This window comes from Aureibacillus halotolerans (assembly GCF_004363045.1).
Taxonomy (GTDB): domain Bacteria; phylum Bacillota; class Bacilli; order Bacillales; family DSM-28697; genus Aureibacillus; species Aureibacillus halotolerans.
The window spans coordinates 45,754-65,386 of record NZ_SNYJ01000020.1 but is presented as its reverse complement, the minus strand read 5'-3'; the positions used below and the strand labels follow the sequence as shown (position 1 = coordinate 65,386).

At 48.4% G+C, this 19,633-nt stretch carries 15 protein-coding genes and 1 pseudogene; 3 read left to right on the top strand and 13 right to left on the bottom strand.

Annotated features, from left to right (window positions below; genetic code table 11):
* The first annotated feature begins 57 nt into the window (after positions 1-57).
* Complete coding sequence (locus EV213_RS17485; RefSeq protein WP_133581853.1) at positions 58-1,029, top strand: nuclease-related domain-containing protein; 972 nt, start codon at positions 58-60, stop codon at positions 1,027-1,029.
* Positions 1,030-1,350: 321 nt separating this feature from the next.
* On the opposite strand, the gene EV213_RS20860 is transcribed toward EV213_RS17485, so the two are convergent.
* The 4 genes from EV213_RS20860 to nagA form a co-directional block, all read right to left on the bottom strand.
* Positions 1,351-1,527, bottom strand: coding sequence for a hypothetical protein (locus EV213_RS20860; protein ID WP_166639390.1), 177 nt, complete (start codon positions 1,525-1,527; stop codon positions 1,351-1,353).
* 201 nt (positions 1,528-1,728) lie between these two features.
* A complete protein-coding gene (locus tag EV213_RS17480; RefSeq protein WP_133581852.1) occupies positions 1,729-2,457 on the bottom strand; it encodes a GntR family transcriptional regulator in 729 nt (242 codons plus the stop codon).
* Positions 2,447-3,199 carry a glucosamine-6-phosphate deaminase gene (gene nagB / locus EV213_RS17475; protein WP_133581866.1) on the bottom strand — a complete coding sequence of 251 codons (753 nt, stop codon included), beginning with the start codon at positions 3,197-3,199 and terminating at the stop codon, positions 2,447-2,449. The genes EV213_RS17480 and nagB overlap by 11 nt, the downstream gene beginning before the upstream one ends.
* A gap of 8 nt (positions 3,200-3,207) precedes the next feature.
* Positions 3,208-4,386, bottom strand: coding sequence for an N-acetylglucosamine-6-phosphate deacetylase (nagA, locus tag EV213_RS17470; protein WP_243740248.1), 1,179 nt, complete (start codon positions 4,384-4,386; stop codon positions 3,208-3,210).
* Between the two features lie 799 nt (positions 4,387-5,185).
* Between nagA and EV213_RS17465 the strand changes: the two genes are divergently transcribed.
* Entirely contained in the window at positions 5,186-5,983 is a 798-nt protein-coding gene (locus EV213_RS17465; protein ID WP_133581851.1) for a SurA N-terminal domain-containing protein, read from the top strand.
* A gap of 29 nt (positions 5,984-6,012) precedes the next feature.
* Here EV213_RS17465 and EV213_RS17460 read toward each other — a convergent pair whose 3' ends face one another.
* Both EV213_RS17460 and EV213_RS17455 read right to left on the bottom strand, forming a co-directional pair.
* The gene (locus tag EV213_RS17460; protein WP_133581850.1) at positions 6,013-7,773 is read right to left on the bottom strand and encodes a 7TM-DISM domain-containing protein; all 1,761 of its coding nucleotides are present in this window, start codon (positions 7,771-7,773) and stop codon (positions 6,013-6,015) included.
* Between the two features lie 64 nt (positions 7,774-7,837).
* Positions 7,838-8,248 carry a hypothetical protein gene (locus EV213_RS17455; protein WP_133581849.1) on the bottom strand — a complete coding sequence of 137 codons (411 nt, stop codon included), beginning with the start codon at positions 8,246-8,248 and terminating at the stop codon, positions 7,838-7,840.
* A 295-nt stretch (positions 8,249-8,543) separates the two neighbouring features.
* Here EV213_RS17455 and EV213_RS17450 point away from each other — a divergent pair, with 295 nt between their 5' ends.
* A complete protein-coding gene (locus EV213_RS17450; RefSeq protein WP_133581864.1) occupies positions 8,544-9,704 on the top strand; it encodes a cation:proton antiporter in 1,161 nt (386 codons plus the stop codon).
* Positions 9,705-10,249: 545 nt separating this feature from the next.
* Here EV213_RS17450 and EV213_RS17445 read toward each other — a convergent pair.
* The 7 genes and pseudogenes from EV213_RS17445 to EV213_RS17415 form a co-directional block, all read right to left on the bottom strand.
* Positions 10,250-10,821, bottom strand: a pseudogene (locus EV213_RS17445) (YdeI/OmpD-associated family protein).
* A gap of 21 nt (positions 10,822-10,842) precedes the next feature.
* Positions 10,843-11,310 carry a DinB family protein gene (locus EV213_RS17440; protein ID WP_133581848.1) on the bottom strand — a complete coding sequence of 156 codons (468 nt, stop codon included), beginning with the start codon at positions 11,308-11,310 and terminating at the stop codon, positions 10,843-10,845.
* A gap of 115 nt (positions 11,311-11,425) precedes the next feature.
* A complete protein-coding gene (locus EV213_RS17435) occupies positions 11,426-12,379 on the bottom strand; it encodes a helix-turn-helix transcriptional regulator (RefSeq protein ID WP_133581847.1) in 954 nt (317 codons plus the stop codon).
* 123 nt (positions 12,380-12,502) lie between these two features.
* Positions 12,503-13,132 (bottom strand): O-methyltransferase, encoded by a 630-nt coding sequence (locus tag EV213_RS17430; RefSeq protein WP_133581846.1) that lies wholly within the window; start codon positions 13,130-13,132, stop codon positions 12,503-12,505.
* Between the two features lie 18 nt (positions 13,133-13,150).
* Positions 13,151-14,137: a Gfo/Idh/MocA family protein gene (locus tag EV213_RS17425; protein ID WP_133581845.1), complete on the bottom strand. Its 987-nt coding sequence runs from the start codon at positions 14,135-14,137 to the stop codon at positions 13,151-13,153.
* A gap of 270 nt (positions 14,138-14,407) precedes the next feature.
* The gene (locus EV213_RS17420) at positions 14,408-17,116 is read right to left on the bottom strand and encodes an MGH1-like glycoside hydrolase domain-containing protein (protein ID WP_133581844.1); all 2,709 of its coding nucleotides are present in this window, start codon (positions 17,114-17,116) and stop codon (positions 14,408-14,410) included.
* Between the two features lie 738 nt (positions 17,117-17,854).
* Positions 17,855-19,600 carry a TolC family protein gene (locus tag EV213_RS17415; RefSeq protein WP_133581843.1) on the bottom strand — a complete coding sequence of 582 codons (1,746 nt, stop codon included), beginning with the start codon at positions 19,598-19,600 and terminating at the stop codon, positions 17,855-17,857.
* Positions 19,601-19,633: the final 33 nt, after the last annotated feature.

Below are 19,633 nucleotides of genomic sequence, written 5' to 3'. Positions count from 1 at the left end.
ACATTTGCTGCCTACTATGGAAATTGTTCGTGATGAATTAATTTAAAGGAGGATACTATGCATGTCAAAACGATAGATGAACCATTACCACTACGGCAGTTGAACACTCTGTTATCTCGTCTACCGAAGAACGCCTCGTGGCGAAAGTTAATCGAGGAGGATCTAGCGAAACGAAAAGCCGGATTGACCGGGGAAAATTCACTTGATTATTACTTACCCTTTCTTGATCAGAACGACTTCATCTTTCAAGACCTAAGATTGCCTACTGGCTCCACCTTCGTTCAAATGGATTTGCTTATACTAACCCCTGCTTTCATCCTCATCGGTGAGGTGAAAAACATCGCCGGCACCGTTACCTTCGATTCGAAATTCCAACAATTCTATCGAACCTACCGCGACCAAGAGCAAACATTACCGAACCCGCTGTTTCAAGTCCAACGCCAAAAGAACAGACTTCTTCAATGGCTGCAAGAGAATAGGTACCCCATAGTGCCGATTCTATCACTCATCCTTTTCACTGATTCACGCACTCGCATTCTTGCCCCCGATTCATTTCAATCATCTACGCTTCCCACGATTGGCCACGCTGAAATTCTTCCATCAACCGTAGAGACGCTGAAAAAACAATATCCCAAAACCAAACTACGTCCGCAAACGACCAATCGTCTAGTTGAGCAATTGCTTAAATCGCATCGCCCACAACGCATCGCCGTCATGGAGAAATTCGGTGTCACGTGTGCCGATTTAATCAAAGGCATTCTTTGCCCAACGTGCAAAACTGGCATCATGGTCCGGTTTGGTCGTTCGTGGAAATGCCCTAACTGTGCAGAAGTTGATCGTACCGCTCATGTACACGCTATTCAAGACTATGCCTGGCTCATTAAGAATGAAGCCACCAATCAGGAGCTTCGTCATTTTTTAAATATTTCATCGCGTCATGTAATGAAAAAACTAATACATTCAATGCACCTTAGCTTGAAAGAACCATACAAATCGGGGAAAAACAATATCTACATTATCCCAGATTAAAAAGCCCGAGCATGACGGGCTTTTTTAGCTCGCTTACTTTGTTGCGGCTCGCTCACTCCATTTATGGGCTCGCTTCTTCTCCATTCCGGCTCGCTTTTCCCCAATTTCGGCTCGCTCACTCCCATTTCGGGCTCGCTTCTTCTCCGTTTCGGCTCGCTTTGCCCCAAATTCGGCTCGCTTCCGGTCTTTTTAGGCTCGCTTTCTCTGTTTTGGCTCGCTCACTCCCTTTTTGGGCTCGCTTCTTCTCCGTTTCGGCTCGCTTTGCCCCAAATTCGGCTCGCTTCCGGTCCTTTTGGGCTCGCTTTCTCTGTTTCGGCTCGCTCACTCCATTTTCGGGCTCGCTTCTTCTCCGTTTCGGCTCGCTTTGCCCCAATTTCGGCTCGCTTCCGGTCTTTTTGGGCTCGCTTTCTCTGTTTCGGCTCGCTCACTCCCTTTTTGGGCTCGCTTCTTCTCCATTTCGGCTCGCTTTTCCCCAATTTGGGCTCGCTTCTTCTTCATTCCGGCTCGCTTCTCCCCAATTTGGGCTCGCTTCCGGTCTTTTTGGGCTCGCTTTCTCTGTTTTGGCTCGCTCACTCCATTTTTGGGCTCGCTTCTTCTCATTTCCTGCTCGCTTTTCCCCAATTTGGGCTCGCTTCCGGTCTTTTTGGGCTCGCTTTCCACGACTCCCATGCTCCCATCACGAACAAAACGCCGTGACCTTTAGCCACGACGTTTCATATCGGCAATAAATTTATATTGGTCGCCTTTGAGGATGGTTTTGGTCCACTCGACGGGGGTTTGGTCCTCACGAAAGGTAATACGGGTGATGACGAGCAGGGGGTCGCCCTTTTTGATGTTGAGCTTGGCGGCGATGTCACTTCCCGCGATGGCGGCTTCGATTTCTTGACGTGCGTGATCGATGCGGAGGTGACAGGTATTTTCGATGAAATCATACAGGGAACTTTCAACATAGGCTTCCGACCATTGCGGAAACAAGCTGATGGGAAAATAGGTTGTTTCAATCGCTAGGACATCATCGCCGACGATACGCAGGCGCTCGAGCCGATGGACGTTTCTGTCTTTTTCTAGCTTGAGCTCAGACGCGATTTTTGCAGAGGCCGGCTCTTTGTTATAAGAAATGAGCTCATTCCGTAACGACAAACCACGCTCCTGCATTTCTTCAGTAAAACTTTTCACACCTGACAGCGTCTTTGAGAACTGCTTCCCTTGAACGAATGTGCCTTTGCCCCGTTTTCGTGAAACATAGCCTTCATTCACAAGTAAGGTGATGGCTTGTCTCGCCGTCATCCGACTGATGTCATACGCATCGGAGAGTTCTCGCTCGGATGGGATGAGGTCCCCGGGCAGGCGTTTTTCATTTTCGATCTCTTCACGAATATGGCCTGCCAGCTGGAGGTAAAACGGAATAGGCGACGTTTTATCCACCATAAAGGTTTTCCTCACCAGGAATTTTGGCCGCTTGGTACGCTTCCGTATCGACAATGACGGTTACCGAAGGATGCTTTCGCAACGCTGTCGCTGGGATATCTTCACGAACGTCGCCATACAGCAGCTCAGACAACGCTTCACCTTTTTCCTTTCCTGCAACTAACAACAATATGTCCTTCGCTTCAAGAATGCTCTCGATGCCCATCGTAATCGCATGGGTTGGCACGTCTTCGATGGCATCGAAAAAACGGGCATTCGCCTCGCGCGTCGATTCATCCAATGTCACAACATGCGTTCGACTTTGGAAGGACGTGCCTGGCTCGTTAAATCCAATATGACCATTTGTGCCAATACCGAGAAGTTGGAGGTCGATGCCTCCAGTTTGCCGAATCAGCTTTTCATAGGTATGGCACTCTGCCTCAATATCCTCCGCTGTTCCTTTCGGCAAATGGAACTGATCTTCCGGCACATCAATGTGAGAAAAAAACAGTTCCTTCATATAATAATGGTAGCTGTTCGTGTCGGTATTTTTCAAACCAACATATTCATCTAGGTTAAACGTATGCACATTAGCAAAGCTAACCTTACCCTCTTTATGCATAGCAATGAGTTCTTTGTACGTACCAACCGGCGTGCTCCCGGTTGCTAGGCCTAACACCGAGGCATCCCGCTTCTTCAAGTGCTCTACAATATAGTTGGCAGCTTCTTTGGCAAGTCCGTCCTTGCCATTAACAATTTTAATGTCCACGATTAGTCCTCCTCTTTCCTTGCGTACCCTAAAACGCCACGGCAATACGTTTCTACAACATCAAAGTGTTCATTCAAAACGACGATATCGGCATCCTTACCAATGGCCAAGCTGCCTTTCCGAGATAGCACGCCAAGCTCCTTCGCCTGGTTGTACGCTGTCATTGGAAGCACTTCGGCAAGAGAGCTTTGCGTAAAGGTCATTACATTGCGTAGCCCGTCCACCATTTTCAGAATGCTTCCGGCTAGTGCACCGTTTTCGAGCTCAGCGCGATCTTCTGTAACGACAACTTTTTGTCCGCCAAGATCGTATTCCCCTTGCGTCAAGTATTTGGCGCGCATGGAATCAGTAATGAGCACAAGCTTTTTTGGCCCTTTCATTCGGTAGGCAAGGTCAATCATTTCAGGACGTGAATGAATGCCATCAACAATAAGTTCAGCTGTCAAATCGTCCTGAAGGTATACCCCACCAACGACGCCAGGCTCACGATGATGCAAGCCCTTCATGCCATTGTACAAGTGCGTGGCGTGCGTGACCCCGTGAGCAACTGCCGCTTCAACCTCCGAATAATCGGCGTCTGAATGGCCGATGGAAGCAATGACGTTGTTCGATTTCAAGTAGGAGGTCAATTTATATTCTTCATCCAATTCAGGGGCGAGCGTAACTAGGCGTATATGATTTTTGGCGAGCGTTTGCCAAGCCTTAAAACGGTCGACATTTGGAACGATCATATGCTCGCTCGGCTGGGCGCCGCAACGCTTGGCATTTAAAAATGGCCCTTCCAGGTGAATGCCTAAAATCTCAGCATGCCCTGGTTTTTGCGCATGTTCAATATAATTGCCGGCATTCGTCAAGGCTGCATCAATGGCCGCTTGCCCCATCGTCATCGTTGTCGCAAGAAAACTCGTCGTGCCTTCTTCTGGCACACGGCGGCTCATTGTGTCCAATGCGTCAGTCGTCGCATCCATGGCATCCGCTCCATCAGCTCCATGAATGTGCACATCGATCATGCCCGGCACAACATGCATCGGCTCATCAAATGTGATCACTCTTGCGCCAGTTGCATCAAGCTGACCCGTTTGCCCAATGGCGACAATCTGACCATGTTCGAACGCCAAAGCGCCGTCCTCTAAAATGCCTTGTTCCGTGTACACCCGAACCCCTTGTAAAATGGTTTTCACTTCTGTTTCCTCCCTTGACGTAAAGAATCGATTTTCGGCTCGCTTTCCCCCGATTTGGGCTCGCTTCTTCTCCATTTGGGCTCGCTTACGCTCTTTTTCGGCTCGCTTTTCCAATTTGGGCTCGCTCTCCCCCGATATGGGCTCGCTCCTTCTCCGATTGGGCTCGCTTTCCCTATTTGGGCTCGCTTTCCCCCGATTTGGGCTCGCTTTTTCTCCATTTGGGCTCGCTTTTCACCAATTTAGGCTCGCTTACGCTCTTTTTCGGCTCGCTTTTCCTATTTGGGCTCGCTCTCCCCTGATATGGGCTCGCTCCTTCTCCATTTGAGCTCGCTTTTCCTCAATTTAGGCTCGCTTTTCCTCAATTTAGGCTCGCTTCCTCCCTTTTTCGGCTCGCTTTCCCTATTTTGGCTCGCTCTCCCCCGATATGGGCTCGCTCCTTCTCCATTTGGGCTCGCTTTTCACCAATTTAGGCTCGCTTCCACTCTTTTTAGGCTCGCTTTCCCTATTTTGGCTCGCTCTCCCCCGATATGGGCTCGCTCCTTCTCCATTTGGGCTCGCTTTTCCTCAATTTAGGCTCACTTCCGCTCTTTTTCGGCTCGCTTTCCCAACTTCAAGCTCACTTTCGCCGAGCTTCTTCATTCTACAAAGAAGTATACCCTTACTAACGTATAGTCGTCTATACCAGTTGCAAGTTTTCTTAATCTGTTGTATTCTCATCCAGACCCCCTGATTTAATGGTGTCATGCGAAAAACTAGATGAAATCAGTCTTTAGTCTGCTTAAAAAGGAGAATTCCTATTATGAAAAGAAGATGGACCGCAATCTTATTTGCATCACTGCTCGCCCTCGGTGCCTGCTCCAATGACAGCAGCAACGATGAAGGTTCGGCAGATGCAGATGGCACGCAAAACGAAGAACAAACTAGCGAAGATAGTGGTGAGCAAGCCGCATTGATGGAGATTCCAGACGTTGTGGCAACTGTCAACGGAACGGACATTGAAAAGGCTGAGCTTGATAAGCAAGTCGAGGCAGCGCTCGGACAGTATGGTCAAAAGGTCGAGGACGCACCGAACGAGCAGCTTAATCAACTTTATCAAACAGGTACCATTACGTTAATCAATAAAGAAGTATTGCTTCAGGCCTCCAAAGACTTCGCTCCAACTCAGGAAGAAATTGACACTGAACGTGCCGCACAGGTTGAGCAGGCCGGTGGCGAGGAAGAACTGACAAAAGGCATTGAACAGGCTGGATTTTCTGAAGAGGAATTTCAAACGTTGCTCCAAGACAATATTCAAATAAGAAACTATCTCGATCATCAGATTGGCGAAGTAAACGTCACAGAAGAAGAAGCAAAAGCCTTTTATGATGAAAACAAGCAAGCGTTGAGCAACGCACCTACGGAAGGCGAAGGCGAAGGAGCAGAAGCTGAAGGCCAAAGTCAACAAATGCCTCCATATGAAGATGTGAAAGAAGCGTTGATTCAACAGCTTAAGCTGCAAAAAACAACGGAAGAACGTCAAAAAGTGATTGCCGATTTAAAAGAAAAGGCTGAGATTGAAAAGTTTATCGATACAGGTGCTCAAAACGAAAATGCATAGCAACAACAAACCGATGCCTTTGACTTCCGTCACGGCATCGGTTTTTTATTCCATATTGTCACATCAAGAAGATGTTCGTTGACATCCTCGATCGCATGATTCATTGTCGGCGATGTGGCAAGCAGCGCTGTCAATTTCCGTTCCAGCTGCTCATTTTTCGAGGCGGTCAGCCCCTGTAAAAGGATGCGAACCTGATGCTGTTGATGATCAGTCGCTTTACATTCAATTCGAACGTGACGCACGTTATGTTTCAGTGCTTCATACGTCACCATCGTCACCGTTTGATAAAGCACTACCGCTGACGATGTGGACAGCACTTCACTCGGATCATCCATAATGACTTGATACGTAAACAGATGGGATTCTTTTTGGTGCTTTAACCAAACCTTCCATAACGCAGCCAAGGTTTGTATGGACGGTTTCTCCGAAGGGCCGATCGTTGCCTCACTCTCATACTGACGAATAAAAACCGTTTGTGCCAAGGCAACCGCAGCCTCTTGTTGTGATTTTTCAAGCGCAAATGCCTGATCATCAACCTTTTTCTTCAGCTGTTTGTTCATGTCACGAAGATGTGTCGACAGCTCTTCCACTGTATAAATCGACTTGACGTGATAAAGGGCAATGTTAATCCCTTGCAAAATGATTAATAGAAAAACGCTGACAGGCACAAGATCAAACGTGTCAAGAAGCCCTTCGTAATACAACACGTCGTTGCCTATCGACAGCAATAACACCAGTGTAGACCAAAAGCTCATAAACGCCATAGGTTTTTTGTTCTGATAGGCTTTCCAAATGACATAGAGGATGGTAAACGATAGGATGCCCATGACAAATTTGTACCCATACAAAAGCTGAATATAGAAGCTGGCCGGAAGCACAATGACCGCGACACTAAAAAAGACGAGCAAGGTGACAGCAATGCGCGAAAACCATCGCCCACTCTCCTGAGGGTAAAGGGCCGACACGAAGAGCATAAAGATAGCGAATCCAATGTAGCTGGTTGAATATTCGATCTTCATCAAAATGTCCCAACTTAGAAAAGGGAGCAGTTCATACAAATACGCCTCGTCGACGGCCAGCATCCGAACCATTGCCCCAAAGCTCAATAATCCTAACATTAAAGAGGCAAAACCGCGGCGTTTCCGTAAGCTCATAAACGTGGCCACTTGATAGACGCATGTGGCGAATAAAATGCCCGCAACAAGCAAGTTCAGCGCTAGCTTTCCATCGCTCTGTGATTGGATATCACTGAATTCACCCAATGTGATCGCATCATTCATTCCCGCTTTAAAATGATCGGTATTGGATACGTGCAAACGGAGATTTAGCTCATTCTCCTCGTTCGCTTGAATGCCTGCGGTCGCTACATGGTACCCCGCAATCATCTCACTCGGTGAACCCGGGCGGCCTCCGTGTGCCACTTCTTGTCCATTTACTAAGAGCCTGTATGCTGTGTGGATGACCGGAATGAGTAGACCCAATTGCTGCTCCGCATCCTTTTCACTTAAAAGCACCTTCAGCTCAAAAATGGCTTCCCCTGTTGATGGCAGCCCCTTCTCAAACCATAGACCGGGCAGATACATCGTTTTATCCGTCCAACTAACTTCGTCCTGACCGCGCCAATTCATCGTCCAAACGCCTTCAAGCGGGATCATCTCTTCGTGCAACGACCAATTCGTTAAATCAAGCACGCCTTTTGTTGCAATTGGGATGTCCTCATTACGATCCATCGTTTGGCAGGAAGTGAGCAGAAGGCACGCAATACATAGAAGACCATACAAACGTTTCATAGCTGGCCCCTCATTTTTCTTCCAGTATACCAAACACAATGATTCGCTGAACTAGAAATCTAAATTATTTTTCCAATTGCGCCATCTCTACAGCGATTTCAAAACGCTTTTGGAAGAGCTGATCTCCATGATCGAGCCATTGCGCCGCTTGATTCGCCTGAACGAGCACCGTCCCCACCTCTAGTTTCACCGTTTCCTGATGGGACACGACCGCCATAGCCTCGGTCGCATAACTAAAAAAACGCATCGCCTCAGCACCTGTGCTTACCTCAGAACCAAGAAAAGCCAAGTCTTGTAACGCCTCACGCGAGTCTTCCTCCGTAGGCGTAGCCTGCCTGAGCCAAGCATCGACCGTTTCATACGATCCCTCCGTCGCCAAAGGAGCGGTCGCCTGGGGCGGATTTGTGAACGCTTGCGCCTGTGCAATTCCGACCAACAAACACACACCGCACACCGTAAGAAGAAGACCCTTCAATGACAAAACCTCATTTCGTCCATTTTCCTCAAGTGTACACAGACTCCTTAAAGACCACGTAAAGAATTTGTAAAAGTTTTGTTTTGATGATTCAATGGCATTTCCTTAAAGTCTACTTTGATACAATTTCAGAAATTGATTTGTTTTGTTTTTTGTCGTATACTTAATGTAACAATAGCGGATTTTTTTACGGAGGAGCCTGTCACCAAGGGACTCGTATGTCTACATACATACGACCCCTTGGTGGCAGTTTTTTTTTGTGGAAAATCGCTTATTAAAGGAAGGTTGGGGTTCAATGCTTTTGTTTGAGATTGCCATTATTCTAATAGCTTCAAAACTCGCAGGGGAGTTAAGTGTTCGTTTAGGACAGCCTTCCGTCCTCGGAAAGCTCTTGGTCGGCATCGTCCTTGGTCCCTCGTTGCTCGGCATCGTTTCAAATTCTGATATACTCCAAGAATTTAGTCAAATCGGTGTTGTGCTCTTAATGTTTATTGCAGGGCTAGAGACAGACACAGATGAGTTTAAGCGAACATGGAAAGCATCGACTTACGTTGGTATTGCCGGAATTATTGCGCCATTCTCTCTCGGTTATCTGGCAGGAATCGTAATTCAACTTCCCATCCTTGAAGCAGTGTTCTTAGGGTTGTTATTATCTGCAACAAGTGTCAGCATTTCCGTGCAAGCATTAAAGGAGCTTGGAAAGCTGAAATCCAAGGAAGGAACGACCATCTTAGGAGCCGCCGTGATCGATGACATCCTCGTTATCCTCGCTTTAGCATTTGTGATGAGTTTCGCAGGGGGAGATGTGAACCTTGGTACCGTGGTGCTCAAAAAGTTTCTCTTTTTCGTGATTGTTGGTTTCCTTGCATGGAAAGTGGTTCCTTGGCTGTTGAAAAAATCAGCTCACCTTCGTGTCACCGAGCCAATTGTGACAGCTGCTATCATTATTTGTTTTATTTTCGCCTATCTAGCGGATTATACTGGCGTTGCAGCCATTATTGGTGCGTACATTGCAGGGCTGGCGATTAATGCGACAGAATTTAAAGCGACCATCTTTGAAAAGGTTGAAACGATCAGCTATTCCTTTTTTGTGCCAATCTTTTTTACATCCATCGGTCTTTCGGCCGAATTCGGAGGGGTTATCGACAACCTAGGTCTCATTTTAAGTTTGTCGATCTTGGCCATCTTAACGAAGCTGATAGGGGCAGGTGTGGGAGCAAAAATAGCTGGATTTCCTTGGAGGAGCTCGTTAGGCATCGGTTCTGCGATGGTCTCGCGAGGGGAGGTCGCCCTCATCATTGCGGCCATTGGTTTAGAATCAAACTTGCTCACACAGGATTTATTCGCGATCCTTATTATCGTCGTGTTGGTTACAACAATTGTCACTCCTCCAATGATGAAGCTCTTTTTTAAGGACGATGTCAACATCGAGGAAACAAGAGGAAGAAGTATTTAATAAGAGGGAATTCCGAAGATAAACTTTCTGTTAAAAGGGATGAAAAAGAACGTGCTCAACTCGTGGCACGTTCTTTCAGTTGCATCCAATCAATGTTCTACGTGCTTGTCTAACACGTGAGATGTGACCGATATTCGTACTTGAGTGCCCGAAAAATTGACTTTAATGCCCGATCATCAGCATAAAGTGTCCGTTTTTCGGCTGCTCGTGACCGAAACCACGAGAAGTGACCGACATTCGTCCCTTAGTGACCGAAATATTGGCCTAAGTGCCCGATCATCAGCATAAAGTGTCCGTTTTCCGGCTGCTCGTGACCGAAACCACGAGAAGTGACCGATATTCGTCCCTTAGTGACCGAAATATTGGCCTAAGTGACCGATCATCAGCATAAAGTGTCCGTTTTTCGACTGCTTGTGGTCATGTGGGCTTTTTAGAGGATTGACCTGAATAAAGTTCAGCTGTTACATGCCCAAGCTCCCAGTCGGAAAGCCCATCCACTATAATGCCTGCTGAATGTTTGTCTTGTCTCACAAGTCTTGTAATCCTCAATGCTTGCTTTCGTCCTCTAAAAGGCGTCCATCATCATGCCATTGCCCATACAATGCATTGCTAAGGGTGTTGTCTAGGAATTTCGCCAATCGTTTTTGATACAAGGCATGATCCTTTTGACCGACTGGATATTGTCAATTTTAATCCTCACATACAAGTCAGGTAAACTTTGAAAATGCTGATAAAGGACCTCGTCCTGCTCAAGTTCCGCGATGATTTCCTCGTCGATCGTGAACGATTCAGATGTCATTTCAGGCAGCACTTTTTTTCCTTCTTCTGTCATTAACCCTAGCTTATCAAGTCGTCGAACACGCTCTTTATTAAGCTCCGTCCAGTGACTGTTTCTTTTCCTTGGTGAGAATCGCTGCCCCACATCGGTCTCATTCACTCTTTTTTTGGTGCTATCAATCCAGCCGAAACAGAGTGCTTCTTCCACAGCATCTAAATAGGTAAGCGAATGGTTTTTAGAGAGAGTTACCCAGCAATAGGCTTCACTGCGATGATTGTCACTTAACCATTTTCGCCATTCTTGACGAGTGCGTGCTGTCACAAGGCAATCCATCTCCATTTTTTCGCCATCCTTTCCGTATTACCGCAAATAAAACGCTGGTGGTTCAATGCCCAACATCCGCAAATAGATAAATCCTTGCCCGCGATGATGATTTTCATTTTCTAAAGCGTAAAGGAATCGGTCAATATGACGTTGTTCTCCTGAACCAAAAAACGGATCATCTTTCACTGTAGAAAAATGTTCTGGAGAAATCGAAGGCCATAATGTTCTCGTTTCTTCACGTACCTCTTCACATGCCTTTAGCAATTCCTCTTTTGTGTTTATGTTCTCATATGGGTTTGTAAATTCCCAATGATCCAACGCAATGCCTTGCATATAGGCTTTTTCAATGATTAAGATTTCAATCATCATGGCTGAAAAAGGTCGCAGTCCTTCTGTTGGCGTATAGTTGAACAATGGCTCCTCTGCAAACGCCTCAACCGTTCTAATTGTCAGCCTCCGATTGCCTTCCCATCTTTCCATGAATTCCTCTTTGGTCATCGCCATTTTTATTCTCTCCTTTTTTATGGATCAATGAATCTATTTAGATCATAGCGTTATCCCCCTGACAACCGCTGTCAGTGGAGTTCATTTTCCATAAAACTCCGCTGAAAAAGTGCGTTTAGGAGAGTTCATTTGTCTTATAATAGTTTTCAAGTTTTTGAGCGACTTCTGCCATGGCCTCTCGTAATTGGCTTGGCTGCATGACGTGTACACGGGTTCCAAAGGAAACAAGGAATCCCGGCAGGATACCATTTACCTGTTCAACGTTAATGTTGAAGTGGGCCTCGTTGTCTTTACGTTCTTGCAAGGCTTGGGAAAAGTAGCGACAGAGGTAATCAATGATTTCTGGTTTTCCTTTAATATGTACATTCATCGTTGGCTCCTGCGTCCATTGCCGATCAATATAATCGCGTAATGAGAAGCTTTTTGGACGTTCGAAGGCCAAGCTGGTTAGGTGCAGACGACGAATTCGATCCACACGAAATGTGCGTAAGCCCTCTCTAAGGTGGCAATAGGCGATGATATACCAATAATTCCCTTGATAATAAAGACCGTACGGGTCAATTCTTCGCTCGTCGGAAGTTTCACCCTGCCTTTTGTCGTAAAGAATGTCAACGCTTTGGCTTTCTGCCACGGCTTGTTCCAGCTGTTGAAGCGACGAAGCAATAGAATCTGTTTGTTGCATGAAAAGAACATCAAATCCACTTGTATGACGTTCTAAAAAATGTTGTTGTTCATCATTTAATTGATGACGTATTTTTTCAAGTGCTTTCGTTAACTCCTCTTCAAACGGGTACCCTGCCCCCTTTGCAAAGGATGCGGCATGAAACAAGCTCAATAATTCATTGGGCTCAAAAAACAAGGGCGTCTCCTTAAATGTTTGCGGCAATCGGTAGCCGCCGTCATGACCTGCCTCTGCAATAATTGGAACGCCGCTTGCGCATAAAGCGTCGATATACCGATACACCGTACGAACATTGATTTCCAATCGTTCAGAGAGCTGCTGGGCGGTCATGCTTTTTTTGGAGCTTAACAACCATACGATGGCCAACATATTGTCCCACTTTGCCAAGAGTCTTCACTGCTCTCTATCGTTTTTCACATAATACCTGTTGCTGGTCTGCGTTGGTGCACGCGCTTGACCAAAAAAGAACGTGCACAACTCGTGGCACGTTCCAACATAATTCTTAAGTGCTTATCTAACACGAGCAACAGCGACACCATCACCAACGGGGAAAAGGAAGCTGTCTAGGCCAGAATGGGTGGCTACTTTCTGATTAAACGCTCGCATGTTGAGGTTTTGTTGGGACGTATCCTCGCTGTTCAGCACCTTATTTCTACGTAGCACGTTGTCGGCAAAAATAAGTGCTCCAGGTTCGGCAATACGAACCGCGGCATCAAGGTATTGTTCATATTGCTGCTTATCTGCATCAATAAAAATCAAATCAAACGTCTCTTGTGATGAGGCAAGCGTAGCCATCGTATCCAAGGCAGGCCCGACGTAATATTGAACCTGATCTCTGTACCCTTCAACTTCAAGCGTTTCTTTCGCTACATCTGCATATTCTTGCTTTAACTCGAGGCTAGATAGGCGGCCGTCAGGACCCATGGAGCGGCAGATTAATGATCCACTATAACCGCCAAGGGCACCGATTTCCAAGGCGCGCTTTGGCTGTTGCATGCGAATAAACCATTCCAGCATTTCGCCAGCAGCAAGATCAATTGATATTTGAGGCATTTGATTGTTTTCTAGTCGTTTGATGACACGCTCTAACAATGACGTATCGTTGACAAACAGCTCTTCTAGGTACTGATTGATTTCCATTGTTTCACAGCCCTTCTGTTAGAATGATAAAGCAACAGGCATGTTTGTTTCAAGGGAAGTTCGGCAAGCCTCAAGCGCCATCGCCTGATTCACGAGGTCCACCCGTTTCATGCTTGCGTCTTCTCTTGTTTCAATTGTCCTTGCAAAAGCCTCAATTTGCAAGCCATATTGATCACCGAAAATCGTTTCTTCCGTCCGGTTTCCATCTTTGTCATGGAGAGCAATTAACGCCTGACCACCTTGAATATCCGCTCGAAACACATTGTTGCTGATGATAGAACCTTTTGTGCCAATTACCATGCAGTGGTTGCTCAGCGGATGATTAAAGCTGGAAAACACACCAGCCTGCATGCCACCTTCTAATGTAAGAATGCCCGTCGTTTGAATATCCACGCCATCCTCAAAAACACCGGCCATGTAGACCTCTTTCGGCTCATGTCCTGTCAGCTCACGGACAATATGAAGGCTATAGCAGCCGAGATCATACAGCGTGCCACCAGCGAGTTTCTGTTGCAGGCGAATGTTTTCCGTGTCACGCTGGAGATCGACTGAAAACGAACTGCGAATATGCGTGACGTCGCCAATATCTCCTGAGGTGATGAGTTGCTTCATTCGAGCCATTTGCGGATGCCACCTATACATAAAGGCTTCCTGCACAACGACGTTCGACGCCTCACAAGCAGCAGCAATGTCGCGTGCCTGAGAAGCAGATAGGGCTGCTGGCTTTTCAACCAGCACATGCTTCGACGCTTTCGCCGCCTTGATCGCCCACTCGGCATGCAGCACATTGGGCAACGGAATATAGACGGCGTCGATGTCAGGATCCTCAAGCAATGCCTCATAACGATCGTAGGCGACAGGGATCTCAAACTGATGTGCCACCTCTTCAGCCTTTCCACTTTCAGATGCAATCGCCCGCACTTCAGCGATATCCGTTCGCTGAATCGCTGGCACGACACTGTCCAGTGCCACCGCCGCCGTTGACATAATGCCAAATCGAAGCATATTCACCTACCCCTTTCAACTCTTTCTACACCTAGTGTACAACGGATGGCAACGATGTTACGAATTTGAATGCAAGGGAAGCGAGACACATTGATCCAGAAGCGATGGATGTTATTCATTTGCTTCTTCCAGATTTACTTTGCATACGCACCCTGATTCGCCTCATTCTCCTCACCTATAGAAGGATGGACCTACTAGAAAAAGCATTTTCCAGATTTGAAATCATCGTGAATCGCTCGATGATTTAGTTGATTGTCTAAAGGGACAAGGTCAAACAGGCATAACCGACAGCTCGCCTATTGGCTCGCCATGCAACCGGACATCTAGCAGTCCATCGTTTACCATTTCCGCTTGAACCGGTTCGCCGTTCCAGGTTGCCCGATACGTCCTGCCTGCCTTCAGGCAAACGAGCACATTATGCGGACGGCCCACTGTGCCGAAATACGACATCTTGGCACGCATGGATGTTAACGCTTCGCTAAATTCGGTCCGCTCCACCCAGACGTCATAACCGCAGGTGAATGTGCCAGGCCGATGGTACGCCGCGAACCAGGCCAGCACGGGCGCCGACAATCCCCCAAAATGATGCCACCCTGCTCCTCTTCCGGACTGCACGATAAAATGCTCGTAGCAATTATACGTGTTGCCCGTCTCCTTGCTCCACAGCTCCAGCGCCGTCTCCGCAATGCGATGAGCCAGCTCGCTCTGACCGAGGCCGAGTAGAGTCTTCCAGTAAAACCATTGATGGGGCAGCCAGACGGCCCCGTTCCAATAGCCTTCCTTCTTATAATAAGGAGCCTTTCGATCTACCGTCGTCAATCCGATTGGCGTCCACAGCCGTTGCTCGTCACCAAGATAGGACGTCAGCCGCCGCTCTTGCTCCGGGGTGCAGATTCCTGCTACGAGGGGATACAATCCGTCTAGCCCCATGTTGTAGTTCTGCCCGCTTTCCTCATGACGAAGCAGTCCCTTCGGTCGGCCGGCTTCGTCATGAAGCACATAGCCGAAGTAGCCGCTTTCTTCATCCCACGCGTTCCCTAGCACGGCATTGCTCATGACCTTTATGTCGGCCTCGTACGCCGCGATATCCTCCTCCAGCCCTCCGATAGAGGTTGCCGCCATTTTCAGAATTTTGGCGATGCGAATGGCATGACAGGTTACCGATACCGGCGCCGCCTCTGCCGTCCGTCCGCTGCGGTGCACTTCAACCTGAGGAGGGTAATCGTCCCAGCCGCCGGAATTGTAGAAGTAGTCCCATGTATTCAGCAACCCGGAAGGCAGAAGCGCTGTCGTGGAGCCGCCCGTTTTGCCAGCGAAGAACTGATAGTACTGTTTTAATCTGGGGTAGAAATAGGTCAGCAGCTCCCTGGATTGTGTTTTGCCCCACAGCTCATGGAACAGGTAATGCTGTACCGGAACCATACTGCCATGATGGATAAACGCCGCATGAGGATCGCCCGGCTCCGTCACATAAGCGTTCAGACATTCCACCGCTCTCTGAGGATCAAGCTGAGCCAAACCGATCCCGATAAAACCCGAGTCCCAAGTATATAGGCTGTCCCACCAGCGCCCCGGCGTATAATGGCGAATATACGAGCGCTTCGTGTACACGGGATAGACAACGTTCATCGCAAGAACAGCCTGCATCAGCTGCTGACCGAACAAGTGCACCTCGCCAGAAGGGTTAGGGTCGGCGGCTTGAACCAGCGACTTTGCACCGGCGAAAGCTGCCTCGCACGCCTCCGGGGATGCATCGAAGTCCCGCAGCAGACTCCAAACCTCCTCCTCGCTTCCGCAGCAGACCATCCCGTTGATGATCGTGCTGGAGTGCGGCTCCAGTGGAATTGGTCTCATAAAGACGTTGGTGAAATGACCGTCTCCATCGTTCTTGAGCACTGTGCTTACATGCTGATGCACGGTATGGCGCATGAAACGGTCAAGCTCGTCGCAATGAAACTCTCTTACCTCGTAATCATCAAACGCCCAAAGCAAGCCGTAATAGTGCTCGGAATCCTCGTATTTCAGCAGCATCGTGTTTGGAAGCGGTCCGGGAAGCCTTTGCGGATGGGCGTTGAGGCTCAGTGCCGAGAATTGCACCTGCTCCTGAATTCGCCGATCGACCAGGACGAATCCATCCAGCTCGGCTAGTTCCTCCAGACCTACGGATTCGCTTTGAAGCATGAGCTCATGTCGACCAGCCGACAGCTTGCCCAAGGATATCGTTGCCATGATTATATCTCCGGTGCCTTCGAGCTGAAGCCGCTCATTTGTTGGCCCGGAAAGGTCCAGTTCCAATCGATGCCCTTGCTTTAGTCGATATCGAATCATCAATGATGCCTGCGGTAGCTCCTCCTCTAGCTCCAAGACGTATTTGACCCGATCTCCATGGTCTCTACCGAACAGAAGGGCAGAACCGCCGACCAGCCCCTGACCCCTTTGTTCTCCTCGATAAAAGCCGTCATATGTCAGTTGATCCGCCGCTCGCGGATTCGCGAAGAATAACGACTCATAGTCCAGCGCGTCCATCCATACAGCCCCCTGCGGCAGCTCGGGTCGCACCTCCAACAGCGGCTCCCCATGACCCTGAACTTGAGGAAAATGAAGAGAGGCCATTGCGTGGAGCACGACGTTCTGATGGTCGTCCGTCCGGTTCTCGAACTTACAGCGAAAGCTCCGGACATCCCGCGCCTCTGTCGATACGGCATAGGAAATATCGGCGAATACCCGATCCTTCCATTCCAGCTCGTGACGATGCGTATACCAGCTCAGATCAGGCGCAGCTTCCCAAGGATGGTACCCTGACTCCCACATCACGTTGGGAACGTCGACCTTCCTGCGATAGAAACCGGGGAATAGGCTCAGATCAAACCTCATGCCCCTCTCTGCGTTAGCAATATGTGATATACCGATGTATTTTTTGGTATACGGTCCCCAGGCGGGCAGTCCCTTCTGATCATGCGTACCTGCCAGATGCTTCATCCCTTCTGTCTCCCTTCGCAGCAACGGATCACTGCTGCATGCAATGACCCGTCGACTGTACAATTTTTTCGTTAATCCTTATGCGTGCTATTATACCATTCTGTCGCTTCCGTGATTAGTTTATCTCCGCCGCAGTTCTTCCAGTCCTTAACGGAGTTGTCGAACGTATCAATCTCGGTTTTGCTTCTTTTACGGGTCCAATTACAGGTCGAACAAATTTCTCGTTCCTGCTTCGTGCGCTATTTCTTTTTCGAGCACAACCCTTCGATTTTCGCGCACTCACCTGGGCTTTTCGCGCACTACCCTCGTTTTTTCGCGCGCCAAGTGCATAGTTTCGCGCACAAATTCATTTTCGAGCACAAACCTTCGATTTTCGCGCGCTCACCTGGGATTTTCGCGCACTACCCTCGTTTTTTCGCGCGCCAAGTGCATAGTTTCGCGCACAAATTCATTTTCGAGCACAAACCTTTGATTTTCGCGCGCTCACCTGGGCTTTTCGCGCACTACCCTCGTTTTTTCGCGCACCAAGTGCATAGTTTCGCGCACAAATTCCTTTTCGAGCACAAACCTTCGATTTTCGCGCACTCACCTGGAGTTTTCGCGCACTTCCTTCGTTTTTTCGCGCGCAAACTGCTGCTTTTCGCGCACAAATCCTTTTTCGAGCACACATGTAAAAAAAGACTGCCCACCCATCACTTTCATGACGGCTAGACAGTCCCCATTCGTTATATCCTATACTTAGAATCCCCCTGCGCCAGCAGATGGGAAGTAGCCTTCTTTGAATAACCTCAGCTCTACGACGAGTAACATGTATTCGTTTTGCGTCGAAAGCAGTTGCATCTCGACTTGGGCGATGTTTAAGCGTGCGGCTTCCACGTCGGAAGGCTTAATCAAACCTTGCTCGAGCGATTCTACCGATACTTCATACAGTCTATTCGCTTTTTCCACGTTGGACTCTTGAGCTTCAATTTTCTTCGTCAATGCGATAAATCGACTTTCATACGTATAGCTTTGCAATTCTAAGGCTTGCAGCTGTTGTTTCAACCTAACCTCGCTGTCCTCTTTTTGTGCAGTATACAGATCCTCGAGTTCTTCCTCTGCCTCATCACGGGCATCGCGAGCATCGTCAAGGTCATCCTCTAATTGGTTCACCTGATCCTCCAGCTGCTCACGTTGTTTGTCAAGCTGCTCCTGACTTGGTCCTGTCGGAATATCAGGTGCTCCATCGGCAGGTGGATCCCCAGGAGCTAGTGCGGCTAGTGCCCCAGGGACTGCCACGCCAATCTGCGCAGGAGTAAAGCTTAGCGTGGAGGCAGTGCCACTACCGGTAGCCGGGTCTGGATTTGTGTTTCCTCCAGAATTGTCTCCTTCAGTACCGTCTCCTCCAGAGTTGCCTCCTTCAGTACCGTCTCCTCCAGAGTTGCCTCCTTCAGATCCGTCTCCTCCAGAGTTGCCTCCTTCAGATCCGTTTCCTCCAGAGTTGCCTCCTTCAGATCCGTTTCCTCCAGAGTTGCCTCCTTCAGATCCGTCTCCTCCAGAGTTGCCTCCTTCAGATCCGTCTCCTCCAGAGTTGCCTCCTTCAGATCCGTCTCCTCCAGAGTTGCCTCCTTCAGATCCGTTTCCTGGTGGCTCCACTGGTGTTTCCCCACCTTCTCCAGGAGGTGGTGTCGGCGTCTCTCCTTCAGGCACCTCAGGTCCACCGCTCCCTGGCGGTGGGACTTGGTCTAGCTGGTCAAGCTGCTCTTCGATGGCGTCAATTTGATCTTCATACTGGGAGGCGCCGAGCACTTTTAAGGATTTGGCATCCTCGGCCATGTCGTCATACGTCTCGATGGCCACTTCAATGGGATCGAGTGACGCGTGATCGTCCTTGACACTATCGTAAAGGGATTCGGCTTGGTACATGCCTGCTGAAATCTGTCTAAACGTCGGCACGTCGATGTGCAAGTTTTGACGCAATTCGTTGTTGCCTAGGTCTTGGTTCAGCTGAAACTTTAGGCTATTGGCTTGCTGAATGCTATCCTCCAAACCTGCTTTGGAGGTGTTCACTGATATTTCGGCTTCAATCATCTCTGAACGTGAGCTAATGCCTTCTTTATAACGCAATGTAATGATGCGTAGCTCTTCTTCGGCTTGAGCCAGTGAACGCTTTTGAATGTCTTCGCTTTGCTTGGCGAGCCAATAATTGTGTAGCAATTGATTGGCGACAAGCTCTCTTCCTAGGTCAGCGGATTTGTTCTGATAATCGGTTTGACTGTCTTGAATGTCCTCCAGATCTTCGGAGAACTCCCCCTGATACGCCTGGGTGTCGTCTGACAGGCTTGGCAGCTTGTCGTGGATGTCATTTTCTAAGTCTTCGTCTTGGATTTGTTCAACGGCTTGATCGACGGTCCAGTTGCTCGCTTTGTTTGCTTCTATAGCAACGATTGGGCCAACCGCCAGCACAGCGGCTGCGGTCAGCGGTATCCATGTTTTTTTCTTCAAGGCCCTCTCCCTTTCTGGTCCTAATGAGTACAG